Here is a 19715-nt window from a genome sequence, read left to right on the forward strand (position 1 = left end):
CTGCCTGACTCATACGGCTCTCACTGGCCCTGCCCGATGCCTGCGCGCCGGGGTTCGCTGCCGCCTGCCCACATGATCGTTATTTTCGGGTCAGAGGTGCGGGGATGAGCGTTGCCAGGAGGGTTACGGCAAGCCCGGCCACGCGCCACCCTGGGCGCGGGGCCGGCCTCCATCCAGGGATACGCATCACCGAGCGTCCGTGGCCGGGCGCCGTTACGGAAAGTTCGGCCGAAACCGACCCGCGTCGAGGAAGGGCAGGCGAGACGGCTGACCCTTGGCCGGTTCCCTATCGGCTGGAGGGCCGGGCGGAGATGGCGGCCGCGATGATCAGGGCGAACGCGGCGATGGCAGTCAGGGTGCGAAGGGTGTGGAAGAGCTCCCACCGCTGCACGATCTCGATGTAACCGGCCGGGGCGGAGGTGGCGGCCCACTGCCGGAAGTGCGCGTGCAGCGGGACGTTGCCGAACACCGTCACCAGCAGCGTGCTCACCGCCAGCGAACCCGCCCCGAGGGCCAGCCGCCGGGGCAGGCCGCGCGCGAGGACCGCAAGGGCGAACGAGGACAGGATCGCCAGCGCCATCGCGCTCTGCATGACGGGTTCGTTGACCTGCATCATCGCGGTGTGGAAGGTCAGGCGGACATCCATCGGCACGGCGTTGAACGTGGGGATCACGTTGGCCGCGCCGTACCCGAAAGCGCCCGCGAGCAGGCCGGTGGCCAGCAGCGCCGCCCCGTGGACATACCTGGCTGAGGTTCTCATGGCTGGAGATTCTCGACCGCTCGCCCAGCCCGGTCGTCCCACCTGAGGAGGCTTCCGCCGCTGCTGCCGAGGGACGACAGCGGGCCGATCGATCTACGACGCCGGGAGTACGCGGGCACGGAGAACAGAAGGCCCGCCCGGGTCGAAAGGAACCAGGCGGGCCGATGTGATGTCAGCGGGTCAGCACTGGACCGGCTTCAGCCACGAGCACTCCAGGTCGCCGCCCTCCTGCGCGGCCGGGGTGTCGTCGGTGCGCAGCTGGGCGGTGGTGTCGGGCGTGGTGCGGCTGAACTTCGCCAGCCGTACCGCGATCTTGTCCTCGATGTCCTTGGGCGAGCCGGACAGGTACTGGTTCAGCAGGATGGCGAACACCAGCGGCTCGCCCTCGGCGCTGGTGACGTACCCGGACAGCGACGTGACGCTCGTCAGCGACCCCGTCTTGGCGTGGACGTTGTTCGCGGCGGGCGTGCCGCGCATCCGGCTGCGCAGGGTGCCGCCGGTGAGGCGGTCGGCGTTGCCCGCGATGGGCAGCGCGTCGTACCAGGTCTTGAACCACGGCTTGCCCCGCACCGACAGCAGCAGCTGGGTGATCGACGTCGCGGTGACGCCGTCGCGGCGGGAAAGGCCCGAGCCGTCGCGCAGGTTCAGGATCTGGACCCCGTTGGCCTTGGCGAAGTCGGAGGTGGCCTTGAGCCCGGCCGGCCAGGTGCCCTGGTTCGACACCTTGCGGCCCATGGCCTTGGTGAGGATCTCGGCGTGCATGTTGTTGCTGAGCTTCATGAACGGCACCAGCAGTTCGCTCAGCGGCATCGACTCGTGCTTGGCCAGCTCGCTCGCCCCTTCGGCGGCGGCGCCGCTGACGGTGGGGCCGAGGACCTTGACGCCGTGGGCGGTCAGCGCCTTGCGGAACAGGGAGGCGGCGTAGCGGGTGGGGTTGTCGACGGCCACCCACTCGTCGTACGGCCCGGCCACGGTGCCGGTGATGACGACCGTGTTGGTGGCGTGCTGGCGTTCGATGAGCACGTCGGTAGAGGCGCCCACGGTGGCGTTGTTGACGATCTTCAGGTAGTCGGTCTCGGGGGTGGTGCTGACCTTGACCTTGTCGCCGTCGGCCGCCACCGAGACGACGACCGAGCCCGCGTCGTAGTCCCTGTCGGGAGAGGCGGTCAGCGCGGAGATCTGGGCGGCGTAGTAGGCGGTCTCGTCGTCCCACGCCCAGTCCTGGCCGAGCCGGACGGTGTCGAACCAGGTGTCGTCGGCGACCAGCTTGCCGGTGACGATCTTGACGCCCTTCGCGGCGACGGCGGCGGCCAGCGCGTCGTAGTCGGCGGCGAGCATGGTCGGGTCGCCGGTGCCGCGCAGCACCAGGTCGCCCTTGAGGACCGAGCCGATCGTCCGGCCGGCGGCCAGGGCGCTGGTGGTGAAGCGGTAGTCGAGGCCGAGCACCTCGGCCGCGGCGGCCGAGGTGAACAGTTTGGCGTTGGAGGCGGGGGTCATGAGCTTGCCCGCGTCGGTCGAGTAGAGCTCCTCGCCGGTGTTGGCGCTCTTGACCACGACGCCCGCACGGCCGATGTCGAGGCGGGAGTCGCTGAGGATCTGATTGAGGTCCTGGGTGAGGTCGGCCACGCCGGGCGAGGGGTCGGCGGCGGTGGCGGGGGAGACAGGGCTGGACGCCCACGCGAGGGCGGCGACGAGCGTGCCGGCGACGAGTGAGGCTGGGGTGCGACGCATGGAGGTCTCCAGGGTGCGTAAGGTCTCGGAGGGATCATGGGAGCGCCGGCTTCTCCCCGCAATCCGCAAATTTCCGTATCTTTCGCACTGGTGTCCCGTGCTGGGCCGGGCTCGGACGGCCGACCGCACTACGGTGACACAGGGAACGGGCAACGTCGCGGACCTCAGCCGGAGTCCCGCTGGAGCATGCGTGCTCGACAGACGGCCACCGGTGACGAACGGTGGCTTATCGGGCGCTTGCCGTACTGGAGACCAGGAAACCCACGTCCCCGAACGAGATCTCGTCACCCGAGCGCACCCGCGCCGGGCCCACCAGTCGCCACCCGTTGAGCCGGGTGCCGTTCAGCGACCCCAGGTCGACGAGCATCCACGACCCGTCGTCGCCCTTGCGCAGCTCGGCATGCACTCTCGACACCGTCAGGTCGGCCAGCACCAGATCGCAGGCCGATCCGCGGCCCACCACGTATCTGAGCCTGCTGTCGTCGGGAAGCGCCAGCCGCGGCAGCCGCGGCTTGCGCCAGGCGGACTGCAGACGGGTGGTGAGCTCCGAGACCGAGGCGACCACGTCGGTCAGCCGCTGCCTGAAGGTGTTGGGCGGGGGGAGGTCGGCGACCAGGTCGTCGAGCTCGTGGCGGCTGCGGGCCCGCAGCGCCTGATCGACTCGGCCCACGAACGTGTCGTGGCTCAGGCGCCCTTCGACGGCGCGGTCGCGGAGCTCGTCGATGGCGCGATCACGTTCCCCATCGGATGCGCGAAATGGGGGTTGCGTCGAGCTCATGCCCCGAGTATCGGCCCGAACCGCGTTTCCTGTCCAGAAAACCTTGAACGGGGCATACTGAGTATGCATACTCAGTATTCATGTCCATCAGACACGGGCTGCTGGCGTTGCTCAGCCAGGGCCCCAGGTATGGCTATCAACTGCGCGCGGAGTTCGAGGCGTCGACGGGGGCGACCTGGCCGCTCAACATCGGCCAGGTCTACACGACGCTTTCCCGCATGGAGCGAGACGGCCTGGTCGCCTCCGGAGAGGAGGACGAGCAGGGCCGGGTCGTCTACACGGTCACCGAGGCCGGTCGGGCGGAGATGGAGCGATGGTTCAGCACCCCCGTCGCCCAGTCCGACCGGCCGAGGGACGAGCTGGTCATCAAGCTCGCGATGGCCGTCACCGCGAAGGACGTGGACGTCGGCAAGGTCGTCCAACGCCAGCGAACCGCCACGATGCGCACCCTTCAGGAGCTGACCAGAGCCAAGCGCGCGGGCGCGGTCGGCCCGGCCCAGCGGCTCGTGCTGGATTCGATGATCTTTCAGGCCGAGGCCGAGCAGCGCTGGCTCGACCACTGCGAGGCCGTACTCAAGGAGGCAGGAGCATGACGCGAGTGGTGGCGCTGCGGGACGTGGAGCGCGTGCACGGGGAAGGTGACGCGGCGGTCCACGCACTGAAGGGCGTCAGCCTGGAGGTCGACGCGGGGGAGTTGGTGGCGGTCATGGGCCCTTCGGGGTCCGGCAAGTCGACGCTGCTCAACCTCGCCGGTGGCCTGGACAGGCCGACCGGCGGCACGGTCGCGGTCGAGGGGGTCGACCTGTCGACGGTCAAGGACCTGGCCGCGCTGCGGCGCAGGAGCGTCGGCTACGTCTTCCAGGACCTCAACCTCATCCCCTCGCTGACCGCGGTGGAGAATGTCATGCTCCCCAGAGAGCTCGACGGCGTGCGGGTCCGCGAGGCCAGGCAGGAGGCGCTGGCGGTGCTGGGCGAGGTCGGCCTGGCGCACATGGCCGACAGGTTCCCCGACGAGATCTCGGGCGGGCAGCGTCAGCGCATCGCGATCGCCAGGTCGCTGGTGGGCGAGCGGCGGCTGATCCTGGCCGACGAGCCGACGGGCGCGCTGGACACCCCGACCGGCGACGAGATCCTCGAGTTACTCCGAACGCGCTGCGAGGCGGGCGCGGCGGTGCTGCTGGTCACCCACGAGTCCCGCTACGCGGGGTGGGCGGACCGGGTGGTGTTCCTGCGCGACGGGCAGATCGCCGACGTGACGAGCGCGCCCGCGGTGAGCGTCGGATGAGGGTCGCACTGCGCATCTCGCGCCGGGACGCCGTCAGAGCCAAGGGGCGCACCGCGCTGATCATGGTGATGATCGGGCTGCCGGTCCTGGTGATTACCGGATTGCTCACCTTCGTCGCGACGGCCCAGGTGACGGGCAGTGAGGGGTTGGTCAGGAAGCTGGGCGCGGCCGACCTGCGGATCAAGACGACGCGCTATGACAGGATCAGCGAACAGCACGGTGACAGCGGATACCCCGTCGGCATCTCCGCAGGGCGGAAGCGTGGCCAACCCACGACCATGGCGGAGGTAGCGGCGCGGCTGCGGCCCGGCACCAGGCTGATCGGCTTCGACGAGGGCAGCGTCGACATCTGGGGGGCCGACGGCTACGAGCACGTCAGCGCCGCGGAGATCGACCTGCGCGATCCCCTGACCAAGGGCATGCGGCCGCTGGTCGAGGGCCGCTACCCGGCGAGTCCCGACGAGGTCGTCGTCGCGAATGGGCTTCCGTTCCGCCCGGGCGACACGATCAAGGTCACCCGCGCGAACCGCCAGGTGCGGGTGGTGGGCGTGGTGGCGTACCCGTTCAGCTCCAAGCACGCCGAGGTCATCGGTTTCAGAGGGGCGTTGCTGCTGGACAAGCGCGACGGCCAGGGCACCGGCTGGCTGGCCGACACCCCGTCCCCCGCGACGCTCGCCGACACCCGCCGCCTCAACGAGGTCGGCCTCGTGGGTCTCTCGGCTCTCACCGCCGAACAGAACAGGCCGATGCTCCCTCTTGCGTCGATCACGCAAGTGATGACGGTCGCTCTGGCGGTCTTCATGGTGACGGCGGAGACGGTCCTGCTGGCGGGGCCCGCGTTCGCGATCGGGCTGCGACGGCGCAGGACCGAGCTGGCCGTGATCGCCGCCCAGGGGGCTTCGAAGGCGCACCTGCGCGCGATCGTGCTGGCCGACGGCCTGGTCATGGGCGGCGTCTCCGCCGTGGCAGCCGCCGTCGTCGGCACGGCGGGCGGGCTGCTGCTCGTCCCGTTGTTCTCGAACACCGTGGGCCCGGCCGAGGTGCCCTGGCAGCTTGTGGCCGGGGTCGCGATGATCGGGCTGCTCAGCGGCGCGGTGGCGGCCCTGGTCCCCGCGCTGCAGGCAGCGCGGCAGGACACCGCCGCCGTGCTGGCCGGGCGCTCGGGAGCGACCCGCGACAGGGCGGGCAAGCCCGCTCTCGGGCTGGTGCTCCTGGCGGCGAGCGTCGTCGCGGTCGTGCTGGCGGCCAGGACCGAGGAGGTCTGGATCTTCGTGGCGGCCATGATCGGGATGCTCGGGATGGTGGCGCTGATGCCCTGGCTGGTGAGGCTCACGGGGCGGCTCGCCGTACGGCTGCCGCTGGCGCTGCGGCTGAGCGTCCGCGACGCCGTCCGCCATCGCGTGCGTACGGCATCGGCGGTCGCGGCCGTGATGACGGCGACGGCCGGAGCCGTCACCATGGGCATCGGCATCAACAGCCAGCACCTCGACGCCGCGGAGTCCTACCGCTCCTACCTCCCGGCCGGCACGCTGTCGATCAGGGCGGGCAACGCGGACGACGCGGCGTGGGCGAAGGTGCGCACGGCCGCGATGGAGCGGCTGCCCGGTGTCACGCCGGTCGGGGCGTACCAGGCGATGAACGGCAAGGGCCAGAGACTCTCCCTGGTCGCGCAGGGGCCGTTCACGTGCAGGTGCGATCCGGCCCTCTTCGACTTCGCCATCGGCGACCAGCGGCTGCTCGACCTCCTGCAGGGCGGGCACGTACCGCGTACGGCCGCCGCGTTCGCGGAGGGGAAGGCGGTGGTCTTCGACCCCTCGTACCTGCGGAAGGGCAGGCTGTTCGTCGCGGCCACCACCTACGAGGACTCCGACCACGTCGAGACCTTCGAGATGCCCGCCGTCGTGGCGAAGGCGGCCGATCGATCGGTCGGCGTCGTGCTGCTCCCGCCGTCGGCGGCCAAGGCCAAGGGCTGGGAGCTCAAGGAGCGAGAACTGGTCGCACGCCACCTGCCGAAGGACGTGAAGAGGTTGCAGGGGGATCTGTCGGCGGTCGAGGCGGACACCTATGTCCACGTGGAGAGGGGCTACCACCGCGACATCGGCGCCGAGCTGCTCGTGCTGATGGGCGGCGCGCTGATCCTGATGCTCGGTGGCACGTTGGTGGCGACCGCGCTGGCGGCGGCCGACATGCGGCCCGATCTCGCGACCGTCTCGGCGGTGGGCGCGCCCGCCAGGACAGGCCGGCTGGTGGTCGCGGGGCAGGCCGGTTACATCGCGGGCCTGGGTGCGCTGGTGGGCGCCGTCGCCGGCGTCGTCCCCGGCATCGCGCTGGCCTGGTCGATGACCACGAGTGGCGGCAGAACCCTGGGCTTCGGCCCTTTCCGGGTCCAGACCGACCCCGGTCCCGCGACGATCGACGTGCCGTGGTCACTGGTCGGCGTCCTCGTGCTCGGGCTGCCGCTGCTGGCCGCGCTGGTCGCGGGCGCGTTCACCCGAGCGCACAAGCTGACCGTGACCCGCCGCCTCACCTGAACCTGTCCCGCCGCCTCGCCCGAGGCGGCGGGACACCGATGCTCAGCTGATGCGACGCACGCGGATCTTGGACTGCTTGTGCGGGAGCTGCTCCCAGTCGTCCATGAACGTCGCCGACAGGCCGTACCGCCCGGCCAGCTCCACGAGCGTCTCGGTGCGGTAGTAGAAGTCTTCGCGCAGGACGTGGTGCTCCTTGCCCTGCGTCCTGTCGAAGGTGAAGTCGAACCAGCCGTCGGGCTTCATGACGCGCCCCACGTTCGCGAAGCACTCCTCGATCACGTGCAGCGGGGAGTGGGAGAAGACGCTGTGGGCGTGGACGACGTCGAAGTACTCGTTGGGCAGGAAGTCGAAGCGCAGGTCGTGGACGGGGGTCAGGCGGGGAAGCTTGTCCTGCAGGCCGTAGTCGGCCAGCGTCCGCTGGGCGGCGAAGAGGATGTCGGGGGAGATGTCGAGGCCGTAGTAGTGGCCGGGGGACAGGTAGTCGATGAACAGGCGGCCCGCGCGCAGGTTGCCGCAGCCGATCTCCAGCATGCGGTGCTCGGGCTTCAGGCCGTGCTCGACGAGGTAGTCGAACTGCGTCCGGCCGAGCTTCAGCCAGCGCTCCCTGCTCTTGGAGCCGACGGCGCGGTCGGGGTTGCGCTCGGTGTCGGAGCGCATCACCGCCCGGTAGTAGTCGACGTGGTCGCGGCTCTGGAGCCGGAACCACAGGTCCCTGGTGAGCCGCCGCGCGTGGGGGATGACTCGGTCAGGGTGCCGCAGGGCGTATCTCGCCTGATGGAGAAGACTGGAGCGCGTCATGGAGAACATGTTCCGCTGTCAATCGGTAACGGAACGTCATGAGAACGGCAAGAATAATAATGAAGGCTGGCACGGCTGTTTGACCGAGGAGCACCGCGGTGATCGCGGAATCGGGCTGCGCCACGGGCGTTCCCGGATCAGATGACACGAATCCGCCCAACGACAGCACCGCCCCGAAGATCAGCGCGCCGAAGGCGCTCACCGCGCTCTCGATCGCCGTCCAGAGCCCGGTGAAGACCCCCGCACGACGCTTTCCGGTCGTGGCGGCGTCGAAGGCGATCACGTCGGCCAGCATCGAGAACTGCAGCAGTTGGGCGCCGGAGAATCCGATGCCCACCACCAGCAGCATGAAGTGCGCGAACACGTCGCCGAGCAGCGGGGTGGCGGTGGCCGCCGCCGTACCACCGGCGAAGATCAGTCCGGCGATGAGCATCGCGCCGCGCTTGTCGTAGCGCTTGGACAGCTTCACCCACAGCGGCATCGTGAGCAGGATCGGCCCGACGAGCGCGGCGAACAGCGTGCTGGTGGCCTTGGGGTCGCCGAGGACGTAGGTCGCGAAGTACGGCGCCGCCGCCAGCATCACCCCGACGGCCAGGAACTGCGTGCAGCTCAACGCCAGCAGCCACAGATACGACGGGTTGCCGCGCACGACGGCGAACTGCGACCACAGCGAGCCGCCGTCGGGTTCGGGGGCGCCGGTCATCGGGGCGCGGGCCGTACCGAAGAAGGAGCCGAGCATGGCGGCCAGCATCACGATCGCGATGGTCACGCCCATCAGCCGGTAGCTGGACAGGGTGCCGCTGTCGCCCTGGCTGTTGACGATCGCGGGGGCGACGATGCCGCTGATCACGGTGGCCGCGCCGATGAAGACCATCCGCCACTGCAGCAGCGCGGTCCGCTCGTGGTAGTCGCCGGTCATCTCGGCGGGCATCGCCTTGTACGGCACCTCGAACAGCGCGTATGCGGTGGCGGCGACCAGGAACACGACGGCCACGTAGACGGCGGCGGGCGTGCCGGTGAGCGGAGGGCCCGCGAACAGCGCGGCGAAGGCGAGCGGCAGCGTGCACGCGCCCGCCAGCATCCACGGCCTGCGCGGGCCAAGCCTCGACACCGTCCGGTCGGACCACCGGCCCACCAGCGGGTTGACGAGCAGGTCCCATGCCTTGGGCGCGGCCACGACCAGCCCCGCCAGCCACGCGGGCACGGCGAGGAAGTTGGTCATGTAGTACAGCAGGAGCAGTCCTGGCACCGCGGCGAAGGTGGCCGTGCAGAACGAGCCCACGCCGTAGCCGAGCCGTACCCGCGTGGAGACGATCATGGGCTCATTCAAACCGAGCGAGCCCTTGGTCGGTAGGCCCAATCAGTCCGTGACGTCGGCGCACACCACGTGCGCGCCCAACTCCACCATCCTGCGCTCGCTGCGCGCGTCGGCCACCCGTGCCATGAGGATCGGCGCCTCGCTGGCCGCCAGCTGCGGCAGCCTGGCGCGCACCCCGCGGTGCAGGTCGCGAACCACGTCCTCGGCGGCCGACATGTGGACCTTGACGTGCAGCATGATCCCCGGGGCGCCCGACGCGGTGCGCGCCTCGGAGATCCACACGTGGTGGACCAGCGGATAGTCGGCCAGCAGCAGGGCGATCGCCTGCCGCAGCGCGGGCATGATCGGGTGCGTGCAGCGGCGGTAGCCGGGATCCACCTGCTGCATCGGCCCCGACAGGTGGGGCCGCGGCGCGGGGATCCACGACGGCGGCGCTGGGGCGACCTGCACGGGCGGCGCGCTCTGCAGCACCGACCCGCCGTGCGAGATCGCGGCCATGGCGCCCGTCGCGTACGCGGTGGGCATCGCGCCGGACAGCACCGGCTGCGGCCCCGTCCGCGTCGAGGCCAGGTACCGCTGGAGATCCTCGATCGGTACGGCTGCCGCGGCCGGGCCTGCGGCGTCGATCACGATCTCCCGCACGCCGGTGACGCGCTGGATGTCGAGGATGGTGTCGGCGTCGCAGGCCGACAGCGAATGGCCGCCCCGGTGCCGTGCGTAGGTCTGCGGCCCGGTATAACCGAGCAGGACGCGATCACCGACCTGGGTCGTGCCCAGGACGACGGAACGGTCAGGGCGCACGGCGACCAGGATTCCCTTATCGGCGAGTGCGGCCAGCAGCAGGTGCGGACTGCCGTGCTGGACGAGCACGTCGGCGAGAGAGGGGTTCCCGATGCTCATATGGTGAACGATAGGTAGTTGCCCACGGCTTATCAGGCTAATAGCGAAGAAATCCCCAGATCAAGACAAAGTTGGCTCCGGTTGGGATGAGTTCTCGGCTCGTGGGTACGGCAGCGCCCAGATCCTGAGACCCTCGTGAATGCGTTCACAAGCACCGATAGACTCAGAGGGATCCGAGGGGCCCGCCGACGTGTCCCTCAGCCCGTCGCTCGCCCAAAGGATCCACCAGTGAACAAGCCCGTCGTTCTGGTCGCCGAGGAGCTGTCGGAAGCAGGTCTCGCCGTGCTCGGCGCGGACTTCGAAGTCCGTCACACCGACGGCGCCGACCGCTCCCAGTTCCTGCCCGCGCTCGCCGGCGTGGACGCGCTCATCGTCCGTTCCGCCACCCAGGTGGACGCCGAGGCCATCGCCGCGGCGCCGAAACTGCGTGTCGTCGCCCGCGCGGGTGTCGGCCTCGACAACGTCGACGTCGAGGCGGCGACGAAGGCCGGGGTCATGGTCGTGAACGCCCCGACCTCCAACATCACCAGCGCCGCCGAGCAGACGATCGCGCTCATCCTGGCCAGCGCCCGCAACACCGCGCAGGCCCACGCCGCGCTCAAGAACGGCGAGTGGAAGCGGTCCAAGTACACCGGTGTCGAGCTCGACGAGAAGATCGTCGGCATCCTCGGTCTCGGCAAGATCGGCCAGCTCGTGGCGCAGCGGCTGCAGCCGTTCGGCGTCGAGCTGATCGCCTACGACCCCTACCTGCCCCCGGCCCGCGCCGCGGCGATGGGCGTCAGGCTGGCCGGTCTCGACGAGGTCATCAGGACCGCCGACTTCATCACCGTGCACCTGCCGAAGTCGAAGGAGACCCTCGGGCTCATCGGCGACAAGGAGCTGCACGAGGTCAAGCCGTCGGTGCGGATCATCAACGTGGCCCGCGGCGGCATCGTCGACGAGGCCGCGCTCTACTCCGCGATCAAGGAGGGCCGCGTGGCGGGCGCGGGCCTCGACGTGTTCGCCAAGGAGCCCTGCACCGACAGCCCGCTGTTCGAGCTGGACGAGGTCGTCGCCACCCCGCACCTCGGCGCCTCCACCCACGAGGCGCAGGAGAAGGCGGGCACCCAGGTCGCGCGCAGCGTCAAGCTCGCCCTCGCCGGTGAGTTCGTGCCCGACGCGGTCAACGTCCAGGGCGGCGCGGTGGCCGAGGAGGTCAAGCCTGGCCTGCCGCTGGCCGAGAAGCTGGGCCGTGTCTTCACCGCGCTGGCCGGTGAGACGGCCACCAAGCTCGACGTCGAGGTGCGCGGCGAGATCGCCGCGCAGGACGTGCGGGTGCTGGAGCTGGCCGCGCTCAAGGGCGTCTTCACCGACGTCATCGAGGACGCGGTCACCTACGTGAACGCGCCGCTGCTGGCCAAGGAGCGCGGGCTGACCGTCGAGCTGGTTACCAGCTCGGAGAGCCCCGACTGGCGCAACGTCGTCAGCGTCCGCGGCGTGCTGGCCGACGGCCGGACCGTCTCGGTGTCGGGCACGCTCTCGGGGCCGCGCCAGATCACCAAGATCGTCGAGGTCAACGGCTACGAGATGGAGATCGAGCCGACCGACCACCTGGCCTTCTTCACCTACACCGACCGGCCCGGCATCGTCGGCGTCGTGGGCCACCTGCTGGGCGAGAAGGGCATCAACATCGCCTCCATGCAGGTCGCGCGGGACGTCAAGGGCGGCAAGGCGCTGATCGCGCTGACCGTCGACTCGGCGATCCCGGCGGACGTGGTGGACCAGATCGTCGCCGAGATCGGCGCCGACAGCGGGCGCTCGGTGGACCTCACCGACTGACCGGCTCCGCCTTCGGAACGCCTCCGCACCTGTGGTGCGGAGGCGTTTTTTCTGCGTCTGTACGGCAAGCCGTACCACGCGCCTGCGTGGTCACCGGGCGGTGCCCGTCCAGGGGACGCTCCTCGGGGAGCTCCCGCGCGCCGCCGCAACGGCGTCTCAAATAGTGAGATGTTCGGACGCCCAACGAGACAGCCCGGAATGTGCCAGGTACTTTGGAATGGATGCGCTGGGTGCTCGTAATTCTTACCTGCCGCGACGGGGCCTGTTAGGGCAGGTCGACTACCCGTCGCGGTGAGCGGCGTTGCGTCGGCCTTAAGTCCCCATTCGTCTGGTCCGTGATCCGGACCCACGAGTTCAGGCCCGGTCGGATTCGCGACCGGGATCCGACGTCCGATCCACTCGCGTCCGCGAAACGAGTTGAGTCACGTGTACGACATGTATCCATGGAACCGCGCCGAAGACCATGACGAGGAGGCGGCGGAGGCCGTCCAGACCGCGCTGGATCGCAGGGACAACGGCGGCTCCCCCTTTCCCCGCTGAACGGGACCACCCGGTGGAGTTCCCCCTGCTCCACCGGGCCGTCCCTGCGCGCACGCGTCAGCCCGGGAACCCCTGGGGACGGTGGCTCCCGGGCTGATGAATGGGAATCTAAAGAGTGGCCCGTAGTGACAGCGGGGCCGACTCGGCCTCGCTCTCGGCCTCGGCCAGCTCCCGCGCCTGCGCCACGCCCTTCGGGTCGGGCCGTACCGCGCCGACGAACGCCTGCCGGCGCCACGCGCTGAGCTTCTCCTCCTTCACCACGTCACCGGTGCGCGGCGCGTGCACCATGTAGCCGTCCTTGGAGATCATTCCGACGTGCCCGAGGTTGCTGAAGAACACCAGGTCGCCGGGCTTCAGGTCCTTCCACTCGATCTTCTTGTCGAAGGCCCGGTACTGGTCGCGGGCCACACGGGGAAGCTGGATCCCCGCCTTCTGGTAGGCCCTCAGCATCAGCCCCGAGCAGTCGTAGCCGCTGGGGCTGGTGCCGCCCCAGACGTACGGCGTGCCCTGCTTGGACATCGCGAACTTCAACGCGATCTGCCATGCGGGCTTGGGGGTCTGCTTGAGCTGGGCCTTCTTGATGTCCGCTCCGGTGAGGGTCACCGTACGGGCGGGGTCGGCCTGAGCGGGCCTGGTGTCGCCAGGTTGGACCGGCTGGCTCTTGGGGGGCTTCACCTGGATGGGGGCGGCCGTCGCGGGGGAGGCGGCGGCGGTTGATCCTACGGCGAGGAGGCCGCCGACAACGGCGGCCGTGATGATCCGAGACAGGGGAATGTCCTTCCACGGGGCCGACCGGGTTAGCTGACGGGCTCGGGCGTGGAAGTCGCCCTACGACATGGGGATGCCGATTCGCCCCAGGGGGGAATGGGTCCCCGGCTCCGTGCGGACGTCGCAGCGGATTAGGCTGGCAGGGACTCTAACGAAAGGGTCAAAAGACCGCAATCCAGACAAAACGGAATGTCCGGACCTTGAGATGCGGTGTTCGCCAGCCGAGACGAGCAGGTAAGGTACCGGCCATGGAGTCGCGCAACATTCGTCTGGCCGTCATCCCCGGGGACGGGATCGGCACCGAGGTCGTCGCCGAAGGGCTCAAGGTCCTGGAGGCGGTCGGCGCCAAGATCGAGACCACCCACTACGATCTGGGCGCCACCCGCTACAACGCCACCGGTGAGACCCTCACCGACGAAACCCTGCAGGAGCTGCGCGGTTACGACGCCATCCTGCTCGGCGCGATCGGCGACCCGAGCGTCCCGCCGGGGGTGCTCGAGCGCGACCTGCTGCTGCGACTCCGCTTCGAGCTCGACCACTACGTCAACCTGCGCCCGGTGAAGCTCTTCCCCGGCGTGGAGACCCCGCTGGCCGACACCACCGCCGAAGACATCGACATGGTCGTCGTCCGCGAGGGCACCGAGAGCCTCTACGCGGGAGCAGGCGGCGTCCTGCGGCGCGGCACGCCCCACGAGATCGCCACCCAGGAGTCGCTCAACACCGCCTACGGCGTCGAGCGCGTGGTCCGCTACGCCTTCGCCAAGGCCGCCGAGCGCCCCCGCAAGAAGCTCACGCTGGTCCACAAGACCAACGTGCTGACCTACGCGGGCGACCTCTGGATGCGCACGTTCAACCGGGTCGCCGCCGACTTCCCCGACGTCACGACCGACTACCAGCACATCGACGCCGCCTCGATGTTCTTCGTCAGCCAGCCTGAGCGCTTCGACGTGATCGTGACCGACAACCTGTTCGGCGACATCATCACCGACATCGGCGCCGCCATCGCCGGCGGCATCGGGCTGGCCGCCAGCGGCAACATCAACCCCGACAGGACCGCGCCCAGCATGTTCGAGCCGGTCCACGGCAGCGCGCCCGACATCGCCGGCCAGGGCAAGGCCGACCCGACCGCCACCATCCTGTCCGTCGCCATGATGCTCGACCACCTCGGCCTGACCGAGGAGGCGGCCCGCGTCGAGCAGGCCGTCGCCGACGACATCGTCGAGCGCCTCGCCGGGTGGGCCGGCCGTACGACGCACGAGATCGGCGACGACATCACCGCACGAGTATCCGGCGGCGCCTGACCGCCTGCCACTCCAGCACCAAAGGCGGCCTGGCGCCCTTCGGCCGGGTCCAAACTGTCCGGGATCCGGCGAGCGTGTAGCCGCCTGGATACCACAACCAACGCCTGGCGGCTCGCGAGAACGCCAGGCGTTTGCTGTAAGTTCCCGTTACCCGGTTCATCGCAAAATGGACTCAGGGCAAATCTCGCGAAAAGAGAAGGATTTCCGTCATGACCACCGCTCAGAAGCTCAGCTTCGATGTGCAGCTCTCCGACCACGCTCGCACCGCGGCGGAGCGTGAGCAGGTACTGGCGAACCCGGGGTTCGGGCAGACCTTCACCGATCACATGATCTCGATCGACTACACCGAGGGCAGGGGCTGGCACGACGCGCGGCTCATGCCGTACGGGCCGCTCGTCCTGGACCCCGCGACCTCCGTCTTCCACTACGCGCAGGAGCTGTTCGAGGGCCTCAAGGCCTACCGCCAGGCCAACGGGTCGATCGCCACGTTCAGGCCGTACGCGAACGCCGGCCGCTTCAACGCCTCGTGCCTGCGCATGGCCATGCCCGAACTGCCGGAGGAGACCTTCGTCGAGTCTCTCGAGCTGCTCGTCCAGGCCGACCGCGAGTGGGTGCCCACCAGCGAGGGACACAGCCTCTACCTGCGGCCCTTCATCATCGCGACGCAGGTCGGGCTGGGTGTCAACTACCCCTCCAAGACCTACAAGTACATGGTGATCGCCTCGCCCGCCGCCTCCTACTTCACCGGCGGCGTGCAGCCGGTGTCGGTGTGGCTGTCCACCGACTACACCCGCGCCGCCCCCGGCGGCACCGGCGCCGCCAAGTGCGGCGGCAACTACGCCGGCGCCTTCGTCGCCCAGCGCGAGGCCGTCGAGCGCGGCTGCGACCAGGTGGTCTGGCTCGACTCCCACGAGCACAGGTACGTCGAGGAGATGGGCGGGATGAACCTGTTCTTCGTCTTCGGCGAGAAGCTCTTCACCCCCGCGCTGACCGGCACCCTGCTGCCCGGCATCACCCGCGACTCCATCCTCTCCCTGGCCGCCGACCTGGGGCTGGAGGCCGAGGAGGGGCGCATCTCCATCGAGGAGTGGCAGGCCGGGTGCGAGTCAGGCGAGCTCACCGAGGTGTTCGCGTGCGGGACGGCGGCGGTCGTGACGCCGGTCGGATCGGTCAAGGGCGCCGACCGCGCCTGGACGATCGGCGACGGCACGCCCGGCCCGGTGACCCTGAAGGTGCGGGAGGAACTGCTGGGCATCCAGTACGGCACGCGCCCCGACACCCACCACTGGATCCACAAGCTGTCGTAGCAGGACCCGCCTGGGCTCCGGGCCGGTTTCCGGGCCGGAGCCTCCGCGACGGAAAATGTCGGGGGCACCGGCGATACTCGCTTTCTCGACGAAGGGAAACGATATGGCTGACGTGCTGCTGTTCCACCACGCGCATGGGCTGACGTCCGGCGTGCGCGAGTTCGCCGAGGTGCTCAGGCGGGCCGGTCACACCGTCCACGTCCCGGACCTGTACGAGGGACGCGTCTTCGATCAGCTCGAGGACGGCGCCGCCTACGCTCAGGAGACCGGGTTCGGCACGATCATCGAGCGCGGGCGGGTCGCCGCCGAAGGACTTCCCGGCGAGCTCGTCTACGCCGGATTCTCCCTTGGTGTCCTGCCTGCGCAGTTGTTGGCCCAGACGCGAGCAGGGGCGAAGGGCGCGCTGCTGATGCATGCCTGTGTCCCGGTCTCCGAGTTCGGCGACGCATGGCCGGAGGGCGTCCCGGTCCAGATCCACGGCATGGACGCCGACGAGTTCTTCGCGGGGGAGGGCGACCTCGACGCGGCCCGCACGCTCGTCGAGACGACCACGGCCGCCGAACTGTTCCTCTACCCCGGCGACCAGCACCTGTTCGCCGACAGCAGCCTGCCTTCCTACGACGAGCAGGCCGCCACGCTGCTCACTGAGCGGGTGCTCGGCTTCCTCGACGGCGTCAAGTAGCCGTCACTTTCCCTCCGGCTGCCACTTCAGCCGGGCGATGCCGGGCTTGGTGGGCAGGGTGCTCCTGCCCACCGGACGGCCGAACGCGTACTCGACCCGGTGCATCTTCCACTCACCATGACCGGTCTCCAGCACCTCCGAGTAGACGGGCAGCCGGGTCACGGGGTCGATGTAGCGGACGATGTCCATGCCGGACCGGCCGCTGGCCAGCAGACCGTACGGGTGCGCGAGCGAGTCGAGCCCGGTGTGCTTGAAAGCGTCGTGGAACAGGCCCGCCCCCACCGGGCTGCCGCCGCCGAACGCCAGCGGTTCCACCCTGACCTCAAGACGCACGTACCGCTTGCCGCCCCGGTTGACCAAGCGCATCCCTCGGGCCCTGATCAGCCCCTTCCACTCGTCGAGCTTGCCAACGAAGATTCCGGCCTGCTCCTCGGTCAGCCCGCCGACGCCGAGACCGTCGTTGAGCCACGCCTGCGAGGGCAGGCTCGGGCACTGGCCGGACCTCTTCGTCCAGTCGCCCAGGCTCCAGAGCCATTCCTCCGACCCGTTGAGGCACCAGACCGCGTACGACGTCCTGGTCTTTCTGCCCGTCACGATCACCTGCGACTTCTCCAGCCGCACGTCCTTGGTCCGGTAGTCGAACCCCGCGACCACGACCATGCGGCTGCCGCCGGGATAGAACTTCTCCTGCCGGTAGTACTCCTGCACCGTGGTGATGGTCGGCTGCAACGCCTGCCGGCGGAGCGACTCCAGGTAGAGGTCGCGCGCGTCGGTGGGCTTCTTGGCGTCCGTGGCGTCTTTGGTGGCCTGGGCGTCCTCGGTTTCCTCGGGGGAGGGAGCGGCCGTCGTGGTGGTCTCGGCCGCCTGCGGGCGCTCGCCCCAGCCGGTCACCGCGCAACCACACGCCGCCATCAGCAGAGCCGCCGCCAGACCGCCTCGCAACCACCGCACCGCATCCACCTCACCGGACTCTCCCGCCACTTCCGGCCCAAACCTACGCCCGCGTGGCATGCCCACCCTCGGGGCGGTCCGCACACTGACGCCGCGGCCCCGCCTTTTCGACCAATCCCGCGATCAGCCGGATCGGTGGTTACGTTCGCTGCGCGCCCGGTTGGGTCCGTTGTTCGGGTGGGTCAGGTCGATGGTTCAGCCCGCGGCGAAGTCACTCCGATGAACTGGTTTTCCCCTCGTCGGAGTCGATGAGCCGGCCGGTGTCGATGGTGATCTTCCACGGCTCGGACAGGTCGAGGGGTGCGCCAAGGCCCACCTCGGTTCGATGCTGATAGCCGGTCGCGGTCGGCAGGCTGAACAGGATGACGATGCCCTGCGCGGGATCGATGAGGAGGTATAGCGGGACGCCTACCTTGGCGTACTCGCGAGGCTTGGTGACGTGGTCGTCGTGAACGCTGGAAGGCGAGGCGACCTCCACGACAAGAGCCGTGTCCTGCGCGTGGACTTCATCGTCACCCCGCGTGCGTGGTTCGCCCAGGACCACGGTCAGATCAGGAACGTAACGGTCGGCCTGCGGGCCGAGGAAGAGCTTGACCCGCTCGCCGACCTCCCAATCGTGTTCGGCGATGACACCGAAAATCATCTTGAGTAGCCGAGAAGTGATCTTGCTGTGTTCCCAGGTCGGCACATCGCTCACCACGATCCGGCCGTTGACGACCTCGGCCCGGTGGTCAGGGAACGCCTTACAGACGCGTCTGTAGGTCTCCAGAACCTTGGCCATACAATCATCATCCCCTCCGGGAGGTCGAGCGCAACGTGTTCGGCGCGCGACTGATCGTAGTCAAGGCTCGGTCAGGTTATGGCTCATTCTTTCGAATCATGGTCAGCCCGTCCGCGATAGGCAAGATCACCGACGTCACGCGGGGATCGTTCATCACCAGGTCGTTGAACTCGCGCATCCCGCGCGTCGTCGCGTCCTCGTAGGAGGGGTCGGCGACGTACCCGCTCCACAGCGTGTTGTCCACCATGATCACGCCGCCGGGCCGCAGCCGTTCCATCACCAGCTCGTAGTACGCCGGGTAGTGCGCCTTGTCCGCGTCGATGAAGGCCAGGCCGATCTCCTCGTCGAGCTCGCGCAGCGCGTCGGCCGCCGGGCCGATGGTGAGCGTGATCCGGGACGCGACGCCCGCCTTCTCCCAGTACCGCCGGGCGATCGAGGTCCATTCCTCGCTCACGTCGAAGCAGCGCAGCCGCCCGCCGGACAGCCCGCGGGCGATGCACAGCGACGAGTAGCCGGTGAAGGTGCCGACCTCGACGGCCAGAGCGGGCCGGATCAGCTGGGTGATCATCGTGAGGAACCGGCCCTGGTCGGGCGAGATCTGCATGCCGGCGTGGGTGCCGGTGGCTTCGCGGGTCTCGGCGGCGAGCTGGTCGAGCAGGTCGTCGGGCCGGGTGGAGTGGGCCATGATGTACTGCCCGACGGCAGGTGAGAGGTAGGACGCCTTCATGAGCTGCATCCTTCCCAGGAGATAGGCTGGCACGCGATCAACAGCGGATCTTATGGGTGGAGCCATACGTGGAGTCGACGGGTGAGGGTCGGGGTCGTTCCCGGCTGGTGGGTGCTTTCGTGGCGCTGGCCGTACTGGCGGGGATGCTGATCATCGCCGGGCTGCCGAAGGGGAGTGCCGCGCAGGAGGTGCGGCTGGTACGGCAGGCCGACGGGTCGATGCTGCTGGCCAAGCCGGGGGTGAGTGCGCCGGTGCTCGACGTGTTCGAGGACTTCGACTGCCCCTTTTGCAAGCAACTGCACGACACCTCGGAGGCCAAGCTCGAGCAGATGGTCGACGAGGGCAGGCTCAAGGTCGTCTTCCACACCGTGACGATCTTCGCGGAGGAGCCGTCGCGCTCCAACTCCATCAGGGCCGCGGCCGCCGCGCGCTGCGTCCCGTCGGCCGACTGGTTGGCCTTCCGCTCCCAGCTGTACGCCATGCAGCCCGCCCCGCACGGCCAGGCGTCGGGCTACACGGTGGAGGAGCTGGTCGCTGCGGGCAGGAAGGTGGGTGTGACCGACACGGCGTTCGCCGAGTGCGTGACCTCCCAGCGCCACGCCGACAAGCACCTCGAGGACAACGCCAAAATCCGGATCGACGGCACCCCGACGCTGCTGCTCGACGGGCGGCTCATCCCTGACATCTCGGTCCTCGACCAGCAGGGCACCACGGTATGACGTCCCGGCATGTGAGATCG

At 69.3% G+C, this 19715-nt stretch carries 18 protein-coding genes and 1 riboswitch; of the genes, 8 read left to right on the top strand and 10 right to left on the bottom strand.

Annotated features, from left to right (window positions below):
* Window positions 1–286: 286 nt before the first annotated feature.
* From ACFXJ8_RS39595 to ACFXJ8_RS39605, 3 genes are all read right to left on the bottom strand, one after another.
* Window positions 287–760 (bottom strand): anthrone oxygenase family protein, encoded by a 474-nt coding sequence (locus tag ACFXJ8_RS39595; RefSeq protein WP_379650032.1) that lies wholly within the window; start codon window positions 758–760, stop codon window positions 287–289.
* Between the two features lie 180 nt (window positions 761–940).
* A complete protein-coding gene (dacB, locus tag ACFXJ8_RS39600; protein WP_379650033.1) occupies window positions 941–2491 on the bottom strand; it encodes a D-alanyl-D-alanine carboxypeptidase/D-alanyl-D-alanine-endopeptidase in 1551 nt (516 codons plus the stop codon).
* 226 nt (window positions 2492–2717) lie between these two features.
* The gene (locus ACFXJ8_RS39605; RefSeq protein ID WP_379650035.1) at window positions 2718–3269 is read right to left on the bottom strand and encodes an FHA domain-containing protein; all 552 of its coding nucleotides are present in this window, start codon (window positions 3267–3269) and stop codon (window positions 2718–2720) included.
* Between the two features lie 80 nt (window positions 3270–3349).
* On the opposite strand from ACFXJ8_RS39605, the gene ACFXJ8_RS39610 reads away from it, so the two are divergent.
* Genes ACFXJ8_RS39610 through ACFXJ8_RS39620 form a run of 3 tightly spaced genes read left to right on the top strand, consistent with a single transcriptional unit; the run spans window position 3350 to window position 7085 of the window.
* Entirely contained in the window at window positions 3350–3862 is a 513-nt protein-coding gene (locus ACFXJ8_RS39610) for a PadR family transcriptional regulator (protein ID WP_379650037.1), read from the top strand.
* Complete coding sequence (locus ACFXJ8_RS39615) at window positions 3859–4554, top strand: ABC transporter ATP-binding protein (protein WP_379650039.1); 696 nt, start codon at window positions 3859–3861, stop codon at window positions 4552–4554. The genes ACFXJ8_RS39610 and ACFXJ8_RS39615 overlap by 4 nt, the downstream gene beginning before the upstream one ends.
* The gene (locus ACFXJ8_RS39620) at window positions 4551–7085 is read left to right on the top strand and encodes an ABC transporter permease (RefSeq protein ID WP_379650040.1); all 2535 of its coding nucleotides are present in this window, start codon (window positions 4551–4553) and stop codon (window positions 7083–7085) included. Before ACFXJ8_RS39615 ends, ACFXJ8_RS39620 begins: the two co-directional genes overlap by 4 nt.
* Before the next feature lie 42 nt (window positions 7086–7127).
* On the opposite strand, the gene ACFXJ8_RS39625 is transcribed toward ACFXJ8_RS39620, so the two are convergent.
* Genes ACFXJ8_RS39625 through ACFXJ8_RS39635 form a run of 3 tightly spaced genes read right to left on the bottom strand, consistent with a single transcriptional unit; the run spans window position 7128 to window position 10101 of the window.
* Window positions 7128–7883 carry a class I SAM-dependent methyltransferase gene (locus tag ACFXJ8_RS39625; RefSeq protein WP_379650042.1) on the bottom strand — a complete coding sequence of 252 codons (756 nt, stop codon included), beginning with the start codon at window positions 7881–7883 and terminating at the stop codon, window positions 7128–7130.
* Entirely contained in the window at window positions 7831–9201 is a 1371-nt protein-coding gene (locus ACFXJ8_RS39630) for an MFS transporter (protein WP_379650044.1), read from the bottom strand. Before ACFXJ8_RS39630 ends, ACFXJ8_RS39625 begins: the two co-directional genes overlap by 53 nt.
* A gap of 42 nt (window positions 9202–9243) precedes the next feature.
* A complete protein-coding gene (locus tag ACFXJ8_RS39635) occupies window positions 9244–10101 on the bottom strand; it encodes a hypothetical protein (RefSeq protein ID WP_379650046.1) in 858 nt (285 codons plus the stop codon).
* A 228-nt stretch (window positions 10102–10329) separates the two neighbouring features.
* Between ACFXJ8_RS39635 and serA the strand changes: the two genes are divergently transcribed.
* Window positions 10330–11919, top strand: a complete 1590-nt coding sequence (gene serA, locus ACFXJ8_RS39640; protein WP_379650048.1) for a phosphoglycerate dehydrogenase — start codon at window positions 10330–10332, stop codon at window positions 11917–11919.
* A gap of 648 nt (window positions 11920–12567) precedes the next feature.
* On the opposite strand, the gene ACFXJ8_RS39645 is transcribed toward serA, so the two are convergent.
* Window positions 12568–13134 (bottom strand): C40 family peptidase, encoded by a 567-nt coding sequence (locus tag ACFXJ8_RS39645; RefSeq protein ID WP_379650050.1) that lies wholly within the window; start codon window positions 13132–13134, stop codon window positions 12568–12570.
* A gap of 97 nt (window positions 13135–13231) precedes the next feature.
* A riboswitch (cyclic di-AMP (ydaO/yuaA leader) is annotated at window positions 13232–13375 on the bottom strand.
* 100 nt (window positions 13376–13475) lie between these two features.
* Here ACFXJ8_RS39645 and ACFXJ8_RS39650 point away from each other — a divergent pair.
* The 3 genes from ACFXJ8_RS39650 (at window position 13476) to ACFXJ8_RS39660 (ending at window position 16517) form a co-directional block, all read left to right on the top strand.
* The gene (locus tag ACFXJ8_RS39650) at window positions 13476–14528 is read left to right on the top strand and encodes a 3-isopropylmalate dehydrogenase (RefSeq protein WP_379650052.1); all 1053 of its coding nucleotides are present in this window, start codon (window positions 13476–13478) and stop codon (window positions 14526–14528) included.
* Between the two features lie 209 nt (window positions 14529–14737).
* Window positions 14738–15835, top strand: a complete 1098-nt coding sequence (locus tag ACFXJ8_RS39655) for a branched-chain amino acid aminotransferase (RefSeq protein WP_379650054.1) — start codon at window positions 14738–14740, stop codon at window positions 15833–15835.
* A gap of 103 nt (window positions 15836–15938) precedes the next feature.
* A complete protein-coding gene (locus tag ACFXJ8_RS39660) occupies window positions 15939–16517 on the top strand; it encodes a dienelactone hydrolase family protein (RefSeq protein ID WP_379650055.1) in 579 nt (192 codons plus the stop codon).
* A gap of 3 nt (window positions 16518–16520) precedes the next feature.
* On the opposite strand, the gene ACFXJ8_RS39665 is transcribed toward ACFXJ8_RS39660, so the two are convergent.
* The 3 genes from ACFXJ8_RS39665 to ACFXJ8_RS39675 form a co-directional block, all read right to left on the bottom strand.
* Window positions 16521–17468: a hypothetical protein gene (locus ACFXJ8_RS39665; protein WP_379650057.1), complete on the bottom strand. Its 948-nt coding sequence runs from the start codon at window positions 17466–17468 to the stop codon at window positions 16521–16523.
* Between the two features lie 211 nt (window positions 17469–17679).
* The gene (locus tag ACFXJ8_RS39670) at window positions 17680–18249 is read right to left on the bottom strand and encodes a Uma2 family endonuclease (RefSeq protein ID WP_379650059.1); all 570 of its coding nucleotides are present in this window, start codon (window positions 18247–18249) and stop codon (window positions 17680–17682) included.
* Window positions 18250–18325: 76 nt separating this feature from the next.
* Entirely contained in the window at window positions 18326–18976 is a 651-nt protein-coding gene (locus ACFXJ8_RS39675; protein ID WP_379650061.1) for an O-methyltransferase, read from the bottom strand.
* Window positions 18977–19044: 68 nt separating this feature from the next.
* On the opposite strand from ACFXJ8_RS39675, the gene ACFXJ8_RS39680 reads away from it, so the two are divergent.
* A complete protein-coding gene (locus tag ACFXJ8_RS39680) occupies window positions 19045–19695 on the top strand; it encodes a DsbA family protein (protein ID WP_379650063.1) in 651 nt (216 codons plus the stop codon).
* The last annotated feature ends 20 nt before the right edge of the window (window positions 19696–19715 follow it).

Source organism: Nonomuraea sp. NPDC059194, assembly GCF_042754765.1.
In the GTDB taxonomy this organism is placed as follows: domain Bacteria; phylum Actinomycetota; class Actinomycetes; order Streptosporangiales; family Streptosporangiaceae; genus Nonomuraea.